The sequence below is a fragment of the Marinobacter zhejiangensis genome, assembly GCF_900114775.1.
Lineage (GTDB): Bacteria > Pseudomonadota > Gammaproteobacteria > Pseudomonadales > Oleiphilaceae > Marinobacter > Marinobacter zhejiangensis.
Window position 1 is genome coordinate 359,106 of record NZ_FOUE01000002.1, and the last position, 13,127, is coordinate 372,232.

Annotated in this window: 10 protein-coding genes and 1 tRNA gene; 4 read left to right on the top strand and 7 right to left on the bottom strand. The window is 54.3% G+C overall.

Going from position 1 to position 13,127, the window contains the following annotated elements; all coding sequences use genetic code 11:
• Nucleotides 1-134: 134 nt before the first annotated feature.
• Nucleotides 135-2,864, bottom strand: coding sequence for an ankyrin repeat domain-containing protein (locus BMZ67_RS07020; RefSeq protein WP_092021240.1), 2,730 nt, complete (start codon nucleotides 2,862-2,864; stop codon nucleotides 135-137).
• 186 nt (nucleotides 2,865-3,050) lie between these two features.
• On the opposite strand from BMZ67_RS07020, the gene BMZ67_RS07025 reads away from it, so the two are divergent.
• The gene (locus BMZ67_RS07025) at nucleotides 3,051-3,962 is read left to right on the top strand and encodes a viperin family antiviral radical SAM protein (protein ID WP_092021241.1); all 912 of its coding nucleotides are present in this window, start codon (nucleotides 3,051-3,053) and stop codon (nucleotides 3,960-3,962) included.
• Between the two features lie 382 nt (nucleotides 3,963-4,344).
• Here the strand turns inward: BMZ67_RS07025 and BMZ67_RS07030 are convergent, their stop codons facing one another.
• Nucleotides 4,345-4,557 (bottom strand): AlpA family transcriptional regulator, encoded by a 213-nt coding sequence (locus BMZ67_RS07030; RefSeq protein WP_092021242.1) that lies wholly within the window; start codon nucleotides 4,555-4,557, stop codon nucleotides 4,345-4,347.
• Between the two features lie 165 nt (nucleotides 4,558-4,722).
• Here BMZ67_RS07030 and BMZ67_RS07035 point away from each other — a divergent pair, with 165 nt between their 5' ends.
• Nucleotides 4,723-5,187 carry a hypothetical protein gene (locus tag BMZ67_RS07035; RefSeq protein ID WP_092021243.1) on the top strand — a complete coding sequence of 155 codons (465 nt, stop codon included), beginning with the start codon at nucleotides 4,723-4,725 and terminating at the stop codon, nucleotides 5,185-5,187.
• Between the two features lie 122 nt (nucleotides 5,188-5,309).
• On the opposite strand, the gene BMZ67_RS07040 is transcribed toward BMZ67_RS07035, so the two are convergent.
• A tRNA-Pro gene (locus BMZ67_RS07040) sits at nucleotides 5,310-5,386 on the bottom strand.
• Between the two features lie 404 nt (nucleotides 5,387-5,790).
• On the opposite strand from BMZ67_RS07040, the gene BMZ67_RS07045 reads away from it, so the two are divergent.
• Entirely contained in the window at nucleotides 5,791-7,380 is a 1,590-nt protein-coding gene (locus BMZ67_RS07045; protein ID WP_092021244.1) for a BCCT family transporter, read from the top strand.
• Between the two features lie 50 nt (nucleotides 7,381-7,430).
• On the opposite strand, the gene BMZ67_RS07050 is transcribed toward BMZ67_RS07045, so the two are convergent.
• The 4 genes from BMZ67_RS07050 to BMZ67_RS18585 all read right to left on the bottom strand — a co-directional run bounded on the left by BMZ67_RS07050 (nucleotide 7,431) and on the right by BMZ67_RS18585 (nucleotide 11,249).
• A complete protein-coding gene (locus tag BMZ67_RS07050; RefSeq protein WP_092021245.1) occupies nucleotides 7,431-8,390 on the bottom strand; it encodes an alpha-L-glutamate ligase-like protein in 960 nt (319 codons plus the stop codon).
• The gene (locus BMZ67_RS07055; protein WP_092021246.1) at nucleotides 8,387-9,901 is read right to left on the bottom strand and encodes an inactive transglutaminase family protein; all 1,515 of its coding nucleotides are present in this window, start codon (nucleotides 9,899-9,901) and stop codon (nucleotides 8,387-8,389) included. The genes BMZ67_RS07050 and BMZ67_RS07055 overlap by 4 nt, the downstream gene beginning before the upstream one ends.
• Nucleotides 9,898-10,704, bottom strand: coding sequence for an ATP-dependent zinc protease family protein (locus BMZ67_RS07060; RefSeq protein ID WP_092021247.1), 807 nt, complete (start codon nucleotides 10,702-10,704; stop codon nucleotides 9,898-9,900). The genes BMZ67_RS07055 and BMZ67_RS07060 overlap by 4 nt, the downstream gene beginning before the upstream one ends.
• A 179-nt stretch (nucleotides 10,705-10,883) precedes the next feature.
• Nucleotides 10,884-11,249: a hypothetical protein gene (locus BMZ67_RS18585; protein ID WP_175481860.1), complete on the bottom strand. Its 366-nt coding sequence runs from the start codon at nucleotides 11,247-11,249 to the stop codon at nucleotides 10,884-10,886.
• Nucleotides 11,250-11,537: 288 nt separating this feature from the next.
• Between BMZ67_RS18585 and BMZ67_RS07070 the strand changes: the two genes are divergently transcribed.
• Complete coding sequence (locus BMZ67_RS07070; RefSeq protein WP_425434228.1) at nucleotides 11,538-13,118, top strand: DNA recombination protein RmuC; 1,581 nt, start codon at nucleotides 11,538-11,540, stop codon at nucleotides 13,116-13,118.
• The last annotated feature ends 9 nt before the right edge of the window (nucleotides 13,119-13,127 follow it).

The window sequence follows — 13,127 nt, forward strand, 5'->3', positions numbered from 1 at the left end:
TCCGGATGAATCGAGGATGATTCAGTAACGTAATTAATCCGAGCATTTAAGGTTTGGATTGCGGATTAGGGCGGAGGTTATACCTGGCCGATGGGTTTTAACCGGCCAGGTATGTTGTCGTTGGAAGTAGTGGTTCAATTAATCATAGGGGCGTTTTCCAGAGAGCTAATGAGCCCCTGCAAGTCCTTTGCATAAACCGGTCTTCGCTTCTGCTTCTCCAGTTCTTGGTTGAGATAGGCGAGGGCATCTGGTTCTTCGCACAACTTTTCGGCGAGCTCCAAGGGGGTCATGTCATGCGAGTCTCGTCGCCACGCAAGTTGCGGAGATAGCTCAATAAGCCGATCGATTGCATACCCATTTCCCGACCAAGCCCCAGTGTGCATCGGCGAGCGCCCATCCACCGTGCTCAAATCGGTGGTGCATGGGTGATCTAATAAAGCATCGATCGTCCTTTTGTCGTGCGATTTCACAGCAGCATGAAGGGCAGCCCTACCTTCAAAATCCTGAAGATCAGGATCTGCACCAGCGTCGAGGAAGGATTGAACCAATTCCGCATCACCCGCCTCAGCAACCAGCATCAAGGGAGTCTGGCCCTTGAAATCAGCGTAATTCAACTGCTTTTCAACCTTGCTTGCGAGCAATTTGATTGCCTGTCTCCAGGTTGTTGTTACCGTTTCCATTCGTTGCAGCTCTGACTCGAACTCCGCCGGGTCGATATGCCGTAATTTGGGGAGTTGATCATTGAAATGGGATCGGAGTTTGATCCACCGCATCAGAACCGAATCTCCGGTAACGCATTTCAAGCTACTGCTGAATTTGCGGGAGTTATCCTTAATCCAGTTTTCCAGTCCGGGTAAGTCGCCAGACATGATGAGACCAAAGGAGTCATTCAAGGCTTGCTCGGAGACGGGCTTCATTGGTTCAATGCCGGGGTAGGGGCTGTATAGCTGATGCCAGAAATAATCGGCAGCTTCTCGCGCTGAATCATAGATGTCTAGCACCTGACGATTGTTGAAGACGCCCCAGCCAAGCATCGCCCGATAGTATCTTTCGTGGTTATTTGGGACTAGCCTTTGGTTCGCGACTTCAGTGGCGAGGCAATCCAGGGCGATCTCACCCTTGAGGGTTCCGAACGCCTTTTCGTCCGAGGCCTCAAGAGCCTGGCGGAAGCCCTTTGACGCATTGTTGATGTCGTTCATGGCCAGCTGGTGTTTGGCCTCAAAGTGAAGCAACAGTGCCCGCCAATTCTCATAGGCTGAATTTTGCTTGGCCTCATTCAAAAGCGATTCGACCCGAGTACAGGCGTCGTTTGGCAACATCTTCTTGCCCTGGCCTCCGAGGTAGTTGCCGAGCTCAAGCAGTATCGGTTGAATTTTCTGTTCGGGAGTGTCCGCCAGCTCTTTCATTCTCGCTGTCGCAGCCCATCTTGCCTTGGGTGAAAGTCCGGCGAAGTTTGCGACTTGCGCCATGACAGCGAAACGGTTTTCCTTTTGAAAAGTCCGCCAGGGTGAGGCCGTTCTAGCCCTCTTTATGAGGTCTCGAGCGGCTTTTGCTTCCTCTGCGTGGCTCCTGAGCAGCTCTACCCGGGAACGAACTATCTGCGCGTGAGTCGGCGCGTCACTGCCAACGATGTCCGTCAGTTCATCGCCAGGCCTTGATAAAGAGAACAGCTGGGTCAGCAATTCCGCCAATTCGAGATTTCCGGTCTCACGTTTTGAAGGAAGGATGGACAGGTAAAGAGTGTTTGCATCCCAGGGTTCAAGCTGCTCTTCGAACCAGACATTTTCTGCCGCCTCGCCAGAGCTTCGAAAGTTGCGCCAGGCTTCTACCGTAAGATTGTAGATATGTTTATAGCTCGCAAGAATTTGCAGCAGTTTGTTCTGCTCGAAGTCAGAACATAACTTATCGACACCGGGGCAGAGCTTTTTCAGGATTCGGTCGTAACCGTCTTGCATCAACCTAGCGAAAAGCAGGCGTTGGCGGATGATCTTGGCAGTTGGTTTCTGGTAGCGGTCTGCAACCAGGCGTACCAAAAGTTCCTTTTCAGATTCCGTTGATTGGCCAGAAATTATACGCTTGATATCGTTGTCTTCGCCCATTGCGAGCTCTCGCCTGAGAGCATCCTCGTTATCATCCAATTTTCTGTTTTTCAAAAAGGCCACTGCGGCGTCGAACTGTTGCGCAGCCGGCTGGGCTTTGTCGATTTCAAACGTGCCCTCGAAGGGAATGTACAAGTCATCGGGAAAAAACTGATAGATCTTGTCGTGGTATGGAAGTGTACCGCTTCTCCAGTTGTATATGGTTCTGGTGAAGGTATCGGCATCATCTTGACCTCTATCGTTTTTAGCTCGAATTCTGGCCTGGGAGAGGCTTTCAATCGAACCCCCAGCCAGATCCGCCAGCCAGTCGATAACCTGCTTCACCGGAAGATCTATTTCCGTTCCATCAGAAGTTGTACGCGGCTCTGGAAGATACCAAAAGCTTCCGCTAGGCATGCCCCGATCTAAATTACCGTATAGGTTCCAGAAGGCTGTATGGCGAGCAACGCCGGGTATAAAAAAGTATCCCAATAGCACCCAAAGGACCTGCCGTTCGTCGGCCTGGAACGTCCATGTATTGCACTCCAGTCCCTTGAAGGCATTACCGAGCTCCGTCAAATTGGTCATGAAATCTGCACGCGCTTGCCCGCCAAGTTCGAGCTCATCGAATATTTCACAAAGGATTCGCTCGCCCATTACCTGGTGCTCAGCAAGGCGCATATTTCCGGTACCGAATTTTCTTTTGGTCTTCGTCTGATCTTGCTTCAGCCCCAAGCTTTGATGGATTTCCATCAATACGGTCTCAATCGAAGGGAAGGTAGCCATATATTTCTCCTTGGTTAGTGATGGCTCCATCCTTGTCGAAATTGGTAGCGCTTTCACTGAAAAGTGGCGTACCCCCCCCTTATTTGTTTGAACTCGGTTGAGTGAGAAGGGGGGTACGGCGGATTTCATACTGGGAAAATCTGATGCCTGACATTCTGGCTCCTCGATTAATCGATAGGAGCTTTTATGAGTACAACTTCACACCCCGTGCCCGTTGTCGTCAATTGGCATCTGACTGAAGCATGTAATTTTTCGTGTCGATACTGTTATGCCCATTGGGAGAGAGCGGAGAGCATAAAGGACTTGATCAGAGAGGAACACCAGGTTCGTGCCTTGGTGACAGAGCTTGGGCGATTCTTCCGTTCTGATGAGGCCGCCAGAAAGTTTGGGTTCCAAGGTGTCAATCCGCGTTTGAATATCGCGGGTGGGGAGCCTTTGCTTTTCCCTTCAGCACTCCAAACAGCTATACATCAGGCGCGCCGGCTTGGTATTCGGGCATCTTTGATTACGAACGGCTCCTTTTTGACCGAGGAGCTATGCGAATCACTGGCGCCCGGGCTCGATATGCTCGGGGTTAGTATCGACTCTGGGAACGTCGACACCAACAACCTAATCGGGAGAGTTGATAGTCACGGCCGGCTCCTGAACCTGGACTCCCTCAGCCGCTCTTTTAAGGTCCTGAGGCGTTGCAATCCTGCCTTAGCGGTGAAACTGAATACCGTGGTTAATCGGCTTAACTGGCAGGATGACCTCTCAAACGTTGTTGACTTAGTAGAGCCCGAGAAATGGAAAATTCTCAGGGCGCTGCCGCTTGTTGATCAATCGACTAGCGTGACGGACATTCAGTTCCAGGCTTTTGTTGCGCGGCATGCAGCTTATCGGTCAATCGCAGTGGTTGAGGACAGCCAGGACATGCAGGAGTCCTACATAATGGTTGATCCTCAGGGGCGCTTTTTCCAGAATTCCCCATATTCTGTGGGGTATCAGTACAGCCAGCCCATTCTGGAGGTGGGAGCTGAAAAAGCATTTGAGCAGGTGAACTTCGATCCGGAGCGATTTCTTTCTCGGTATTCGAAAGAAGCCGGGGATGCGACGTGAAGTTCTCTTCGGATAAGGATATTAATCGGTATGCGAAGCACCTGGTCCGTGATGGCTGGAGATTCAAGCAGGGTAAGAAGCATTGGAAATTACTCGCACCGGGATCTCAGGCAATGGTGGTGGTTCCTTCTACGCCCAGTAAAAGAAGGTCTCTGCAGGAGATGATGTCCACTGTGAGAAGGATAAAGCACCGAAGCTAGAGGCCGCTCAGGAGTCCGGATCAACTTCATGGTATTGGCGTTATCAGCTGGGTGGAAGGTGGCACCGTTTGCACGTTGACTCCGACAGCAAATAACTAAGAGGGAATAAGGCCGCCGGTTTTAAGCCGGCGGCTTTGGGTTCCATTGGAATCCACCGAGGTCTATGGCAGACACTTAAAATATCAGAGGCTCCAGCCCCTAGGTGCTTCATGCCTCATATCGCGTTCAACCTGTTTTTCCTGCAACCACTCATGGATTTCCGAATCGATCCATCCCACAGATTTTCCGCCCAATGATATTGGCCTGGGGAATCTGCCCAGATCGGCGTACTTATAAATAGTCGATCTTGCCAGGCCGGTTTTCTCGATCACCTCTGCGAGTCTCAGTACTCTCATAACATAGCTCCTGTTTTCATCCATAACATCTGTTGGAAGTCAGCGATATGACAACACCGAAAAGTCGGAGTTGGCACGATTGCCATTATTCGCCACAACTTGTGCAGTGGCGTGCCACTTTCTGTTGGTACTGTTTTTAGAACACAACAAGAAAGGAGCGCTGTTATGGGATTTGTTTCATGCCTAGAGGATCAACAAAAGCGGTTTGAATCGGATTGTCACCTTCTACAAAGAGGTGTTCGGTCGGGTAAAATTGATGGTGAAAAGGCGAAGAAGGAAGCCCTTCGTCTGCTTGGTGATGCAAAGGTTCGCTGGGCGCAAATGTTGAAGTACTTCGACGAGCTGACAGAACCCGATTCTGTCGTTGGTGAGACGCCTCAGGAGCTTCGTAACCGGTGTTCAGCATTGGAGGGGGAGGTCGCGAAGCTTAAACAGAAGGCATCGAAATTGGGCGACGTGGCAGGGATACTTGCTATGCAGAACCAATTACTTCAGGAGCAGTTAAAGCATGAGCGTCGCCAGCGTAAGAAGCTTGAGCGAGAATTCGAGAAAATGGGACATGAGGACTTTGGCCGATTGGTTGAGCCGTTCATGACAAAAGGGATGTTTGAGCGACATGCGAAACGGTGAGCGAATGGTGACGGGAATTCCAAGCGTTCGCGAAACGGTGACCAAACGGTGACGAAAAAGGCTATTTTCCAGAAACAACAAAGCCCGGATCTTTCGATGCCGGGCTAAGTTGTTGAAGAATATGGTCGGGACGGCAGGATTTGAACCTGCGACCACCTGCACCCCATACAGGTGCGCTACCAGGCTGCGCTACGCCCCGAGACGCTACGGTAATCGTTCGAAAGGCCAAACCTCTCGTGATACCGCTCCACTGCTATAGAGGTGTCAGGCGACAACTCTCAGTGGCTTAGCGGGAGCGAAGTCTACACTAGCCCACAAGGAAAAGAAACCGTTTTATAAGGCTGGCCTGAAAACCGGGCTCCCTACCGTTGGCCTTGGGCTTCTAACTTGGGTGTTGCGTGGCCAGTTAAGCTGTATTTTTCACCATTACTGTTAGTGTTGTAATTATATTGTCGAGCGATATCTCCGCGTTGATCTATGATTTAAGGGTGGCTAGTTATTTTTTGCGCAATTTGATGCTTAGATCTCAAAGTTATAGGATTACATAATTGTTATCTAAGTGTTGGTCCATGTCGGACTGGCTTTCAGACAGGAGATTCGTTCGTGGGAGACGTAATCAAAGACGAGTACCAAACGGATTATGTGGTTGGTCAAGACAACATAAACCCGTTGGGCTTGGATCTGCATGCGCCGGTATTTCCCATTACAGCGGTGCTGGTGGTGCTGTTTGTTATGGGGACGCTGATGTTCCCCTCCGAGGCAAAGGAGTTGCTCGACGGCGCCAAATGGGGGGCGATCAATACGTTTGACTGGTTCTTCCTGATCAGCGCCAATATCTTCGTGGTTGTGTGCTTTGCCTTGATTTTTATGCCCGTTGGCAAGATTCGTATTGGTGGGCAGGACGCCCGACCAGACTTCAGTACCATGTCGTGGTTCGCGATGCTGTTTGCCGCTGGCATGGGCATCGGGCTGATGTTCTGGGCGGTGGCTGAGCCGGTTGCGTATTACACCGGTTGGTATGGAACGCCGCTCAATGCGGTTGCAAACACGGCCGAGGGTCGTGAGCTTGCGATGGGTGCGACCATGTACCATTGGGGTTTCCACCCCTGGGCAATCTACGCCGTAGTGGCGTTGTCGCTGGCGTTCTTTGCCTATAACAAAGGTATGCCTCTGACTATTCGCTCGGCGTTCTTCCCGCTGCTACGGGACCGTGTTTGGGGCTGGCCTGGGCACCTTATTGATATCCTGGCTGTGTTGGCGACCATCTTCGGGCTGGCGACATCTTTGGGGTTCGGTGCTCAACAGGCGGCCTCGGGGCTGCATTATCTGTTCGGTATATCCAGCGGTATCAATGTCCAGATGGCGATCATTACCGGGGTGACCTTTGTTGCCCTGATCTCAGTGGTCCGCGGGCTTGATGGCGGCGTAAAGGTGCTGAGTAACATCAATATGGTGACAGCCGCAGCGCTGCTGCTGTTCATTATCTTTGCGGGGCCAACAGCGGCGATTCTGGATACCATGTGGGTGACCACGTCGAACTACGCGACCAACATTCTGCCTTTGAGCAACCCGTTTGGCCGCGAGGATGAAACCTGGTTCCATGGCTGGACCGTGTTCTATTGGGCCTGGTGGGTTTCCTGGTCGCCCTTTGTTGGTATGTTCATCGCGCGAGTGTCCCGTGGCAGGACGGTACGTGAATTTGTCACGGCGGTACTGATTGTCCCGACGCTGATCACCGTCGTGTGGATGAGCGCGTTTGGGGGGGCTGCCCTTGAGCAGATTCAGCAAGGCATTGGTGCGCTGGCACAGGATGGTTTGACGGAAGTGCCGCTTGCGATGTTCCAGATGCTTGAAAACCTACCGTGGGTGGCCGTGTCATCGTTTGTGGGCATTGTTCTGGTGCTGGTGTTCTTTGTGACCTCATCAGACTCCGGTTCGCTGGTAATTGACAGCATTACGGCCGGGGGTAAAACCGATGCCCCGACGGTTCAGCGTATCTTCTGGGCGGTCATGGAGGGCGCTATTGCAGCGGCCTTGATCTTTGGTGGCGGCGATGACGCCTTGGGCGCGATCCAGGCAACGGCCATTGCGGCAGGGCTTCCGTTTACTGTCATCCTGCTGGTGATGACTTGGGGGCTGCTGAAAGGGCTGACCCATGAGCGCAAATTGTTGCTAGCCGAGGGTAAGCTCTAAAGCGCGCGGCATTTGTGTGAACTAAAAAACCGGGGTTTGTCCCCGGTTTTTTAGTTCTGCTGAATGGGTCGGGCAAACGCCTTGATGGCGTAGGCAACCCGCTCTTCAGGGGTCAGGTGGAAGCGTTTTAGCTGCTCAATGGTCCTCAGGCGGGGCAGTAGCCCCTCACCGTTGGCCATCTGGATAGCCAGCCCGGGGCGGGCGTTGAGTTCCAGCAGGAGAGGGCCCTCAATCGCATCCACCACTAAGTCCACACCCATGTAGCCGAGCCCGGTTGCTTCATAGCAGCGGGAGGCCATTTCCAGCATCTGTCGCCAGTTCTCGATAGCAATGTTCCCCAGCGCCAGCCCAGTGTCCGGGTGCAGGTGAATTGCCCGGTTGAACTGGACGGCGTTCAGGCTGTGTCCGGTTGCGATATCGAGGCCTACACCGACAGCGCCCTGGTGCAGGTTGGCTTTACCGTCAGAGTCGGTAGTGGCGAGCCTGAGCATGGCCATGACAGGGTAGCCCTGGAAGACCACAATGCGGATGTCCGGAACCCCCTGAAAGGAGCACTTGGCAAGGTCGGCGGCCGGTTGCACCAGGCTTTCGACGATGGCGACATCCGGCGTGCCGCCGAGGGAGTAGAGGCCAGCAAGGATGTTGGACAGGTGGCGCTCCAGTGTTTCCAGGGTCACTGGTGCGCCCGAAGCCTTGATGTAGTCATCGCCGTCGCGGCGAGTAATCACCGTGATGCCTTTTCCGCCGGACCCTTTGGCCGGTTTGATGGCAAAACCGTCAAGTTCGTCCACTAACTCCCGAAAGTGGGAGATTTCATGCTGCTGCCGAACCACCTGCAGCAGGCGGGGCGTCGGGACGTCATATTCCGCGGCAATCAGCTTGGTTTTCAGCTTGTTGTCGACCAGAGGGTAGGACGAGCGTTCGTTATACCGGCCGATATAGCCAACATTGCGCCGGTTCATGCTCAGCATGCCGGCGCGCTTAAGCCTGAACGGGGAGATCCAGTTCATGGCTTATAAGCCTTCATCGGATGAAACCTTCTCAGCTCGCTCAGCTTGTAGCCGGTGTACTGGCCCATCAGCAGGATCAGTCCCAGGATCACCAGGTGAAGCTCCGGGAAATTGAAGGTGAGGTGGCCAGCCAGCGGTGCGCTCATCGCCAGGTAGGCGAGTACCGCCACAAACAGGCTGCCGAAGCCTTGGACCAGAACTTCCCTGGCTCCTTCCTCTTCCCACAGGATCGACATCCGCTCGATGGTCCAGGCGAGAATGATCATTGGGAAAAAGGTGACCGTCATGCCGGTATTGAAGCCCATCTGGTAGCCCACGATGCTGATACCGGTGGTGATGAAGATAACCAGAATAATCAGGGCCGATATTCGTGACACCAGAAGCAGGTTGAGGGCTGACAAATAGCCCCGCATGAGCAGGCCCATGGAGACCACCGAGATGAAGGCGATCAGGCCGGGCAGCAGGGAGGTCTGAACAAACGCCACCGCAATCAGCACCGGCATGAAGGTCCCGGACGTGCGGATGCCGATAACGATCCGCATGAACGCGACAATCAGGGCGCCAATGGGCAGGAGCAACAGCATGCGGAACATGCTCTGCTCTTCAATGGGGAGCTGGTACAGGCTCAGGAAACCCAGGCCATTGTCGCCAGCCTGAGCCCGTGCCAGCTGCAGTGCCGGTACCGTTTGCCGAAGCATGGAGAAGCTGACCTGGGACTCGTTGCCTCCGACGACGTCGAGCAGGGAGACCGCGTTCTGCCGCCACAGCAGGACATCGTCAGGCAAGCCCTGGGCACCGGTGTGGGGGTTAAACGTCAACCACTCGTCGCCGTTGTAGATCTGGAGGTAGGGCTTCAGGGTCTGGCGACGGCGGGCGTCTTCCAGCTGGAGACCATCGGCAATCCGCGCCGGGATGCCCGCATGGTTCAGCATCCGTGCCAGTAGTTCCGGGTAGTTGGTGGACGCTGTCAGCAGGCTGGTGTTCTGTTCCGAGTTTTCCGGCTGCAGCAGTTTGATGAGCTCACGGGTCAGGCTTTCCGGGGTGCTGGATTTGCGTCGTGCCTGTTGCAGGACCTCGCGTACCGCGGTCGCCTGGGGTTCTTCCCAGAATACCCTGCGTGCTGTGGGTTGCTGCCTCGGGGGCGGAGTGCTGCTGGTCGTATCGGGAATCAGTTGAACCTTGAAGTACAGTGTTTGAGCGCCGGTCGCAAAACGTTTGGACCACTCGGCACGACGGTTGCCGGCTTCTTCGACGATGGAGAAGCCGTAACCCGGGGAAGCAGCCTGCTCTGACAGCAGCAGGAACCCCGGTGGCTGGTCGGGAACGTTTAGGCTTGCCAGGACCGGTTCGTTCGAAGCCACGAAATCCACGCGGGCTTCCACAAGCCAAACCGGTTGTTGCTTGCCGGGAAACCAGGGAATTCCAAGCTCAACATGACGCAAAACCGCCAGGACAAGCCCGGCGGTGATGAGCAGGAAGATGGCAAAATAGAACGGTAACCTGGAGGTCAAAGGTTGTCTTCCTCTGCGGAAAGAAGGGATTCGGGGAGTTCATGGATGAACTCTTTGCTGACATCCACCAGCATCACGTCCCGTAGGACATTTCGACCGATGAGTACGTTGTTGGTCAGGTGTTCACGGTCGGTAAGGGTGAACTCGGCCTTTTGCTGGTGGTCACCAATGGCGAACTGGAGTTCCACAACCGCTCGCCGCTCATACTCCTCATCGTTGGACTGGAGGATGCGAACATTGCGGACAATTTCCTGCTCCAGGGTTACGTAATCCCCATTGGAGTTGGGAACAGGAACCTCGAAGCGCACCCAGTTCTGGCCATCGCGTTCAAAGCGACGAATGTTGCGGGCATCCAGGGATGAGGTTTCCGCGCCACTGTCGATTCTTGCAACGTAGAGGAGCCCCGGGCCGATAATGTACAGACGCTCCCTTTCGCCGACAACAAGCTTGCCGTCGAGGCGGGGGCCGGTGTTGGCTCTGGCGTCACTGGTCGGAGCCGGGGCGCTGCACCGCACCGGTTGCGGGATCGGAGGGCAGGACGGTGGCTTGACCTGTTCGCGGATGGCGGCCAGTACCTGCTCTGTTGATGATTGGTTCTGGCGGATCAGCGTATCCGTTTGTTCAATGGACGTCTCATAGAGGGTGTTCAGCCCCGAACGCTGGGAAGTCATGGTCGCGTCCAAGTCATGGATGTCCTGCTTGGAGACCAGGTAGTAACTGTCGGTAGCACAGCCGGCCAGCAGTGTGAAACCCAGCGCCAGGGCGGTGCCCTTAAACCCCTTATCGAAAATTCGATGAAACATTCAAAACCTCGGAACCAGCGCCTGCCCGACTTCTTGCGGTCGCGATCTGTGCTGCCTGTATGGGTTTGCCCCTGATCGTCCTGCAGAGAGCAATAATGGTTGCGCCGGAGTATACAACACTTGGCGTTCGCGGTGCTTTACCGAAGGTTAAGGAAGCGAGAGATCGCCATGTAATGGAATCAGTCTTTGTCGCGCTGAAGAGTGTTATTGAAGAAGGGATGATTGCTGAACAGCTCCGCGGAACGAAGGTAGTCCTGAATGACCGGTGAGCAGTTCAGGTAGAACAATAGCAACTCCCGCTGTACGTCTTTATCCTGAATTCGAACAGCGTACTGGATCAGCTGCCGGATGGCTTCGTCACCTTGTTGATCAATTTCCATGCCGTAGCGGGAGGTGAGCAGAGTGGTCAGCCTGTCCAGGTGGAATTCACCGGTGTGGGTCAGGTGGGGAAGCAGGCGGAGCTGCATGGGCTTTTCTTTCTTCTCGGCAATCATCGCCACCAAGGAAGGGTGCCCAATCGTTTTTCTCCAGAGTTGTTTCAGCATATGTGTGATCCTGTGGCTCCCTGACCTCTGCTACCTTTGAATGCGATATGTCCTCAACGCTCCTTTTATGGGGCAATTCCGTGTCCCTTAGTTAAGTTTCTAGCGCATCGCTCAAGAGGAGTCCAGCATCTAGGTAGCAAAGTCATCTAAATGGCTGGATTGCGTGGGAAAGTGAGACCTGGGCCGCCCTTGAAAGTGGATCCGAAGCACACCTTGCAATCGCCACTCGGCTGGCAAGATACGTTAGACTGTGCCAGGTAATTTGCTTGATGGTTTAAGGAGCTGTGTGTGTCCGAGGTACTGTCTACCCTCACGGGCCGACCGGAGTTATTGCTGTGGCTGTTGGTGCTGGCAACGCTGTTTGTTGGTACATGTTTGGTTCTCGTGGTTGCTACCAGGCGGAAGCTTGCTGAACTGAACGCGGAGTTGGCGCAGGGGCGCCAGGACTTGCAGAGCGCCCAGCACGAGCAGGCGCTGCGTGACCAGCAGTCTGCCCAGGTTAGCGCACAACGGGATGACATGGGGGCGCGAATCGCCGCTTTGGAGCAATCCGTTGCAGACTATCGTAGCCAGGTGTCACAGCTGGAAAGCGCAAATACCGCGCTACAAGCGGAAATCCGGACCCGGCGTGAAGGCACTGAGCATTTGCAACGTGAACATACCGAGTTGCAGCAGCGATATGAGCGTCTTTCCACCGAGTTGAGTGACGTGCGGATTGCCCTGAAGGAGAGCGAAGTCACTCTCGAGAAAGAGCTACGCGGTGCCAGAGAGAAGCTGGAGCTGCTGGAGCACAACCGGGATGCGCTTAAACAGGAATTTGAAAACCTCGCCAACAAGATCTTCGAGCAAAAGCACGAGCGGTTCAGCCAGCAAGCCCGGACCAGCATCGATACCTTGCTCAACCCCTTCCGTGATCAGTTGCAGGATTTCCGCAAGCGGGTTGAAGATGTCTACACCACGGAAACTAAAGACCGGCAGGCGCTCCGCAGTGAGATCAAATCCCTGCAGGAGTTGAATCGCCAGATTACCGAAGAAGCCGCCAACCTGACGCGGGCGCTGAAAGGCGACAAAAAAATTCAGGGGAACTGGGGTGAGCTGATTCTGGAGCGGGTGCTTGAACGTTCCGGGTTGCGCAAAGGCATCGAGTACGAGACACAGGGCAGCTACCGGGATGCCGATGGCAGCCTGCTTCGCCCTGACGTTATCGTTCACCTCCCTGACCAGCGCAATCTGGTGGTTGATTCCAAGGTATCGCTGGTGGCGTACCAGCAGTGGATCAACGAAGAAGACGAGACAATTCGTGGCGAGGCGCTGAAAGCCCATGTCGAGGCGGTACGAAACCACATCCGTACCCTGAGCGAGAAGGACTACAGTCAGCTTAATGGTCTGCATTCACCAGACTTTGTGTTGTTGTTCATGCCGATCGAGCCGGCGTTTGTGGCGGCCTTCCAGCAAGACGAGAACCTGTTCGCAGAAGCCTTTGAGCGAAAGATTATTGTGGTAACCCCAACCACCCTGCTGGCAACCCTGCGAACCATCGAGAATATCTGGCGTTATGAGCGACAAAGTCAGAACGCGCGTCGGATAGCGGAGCGGGCAGGGGCGGTCTATGACAAGCTCAGGGTCTTTGTGGAAGCCATGGAGAAGATGGGCTCCCAGCTGCAGACGGTTCAGGGCACTTATGACTCTGCCATGAATACCCTGACCCGCGGTCGTGGTAACCTGATCTCCCAGGCCAGCCGATTTGTGGAGCTGGGGGTTCGGGTGAAAAAAGAACTACCAAAATCTATACTGGATCAGGCCGAGGTGGATGCGGGCGATGATGAGCAGCAGCCTGCCTCAACCGATCCGGCAGCGGTTGAACAGTAACCAGGGTAT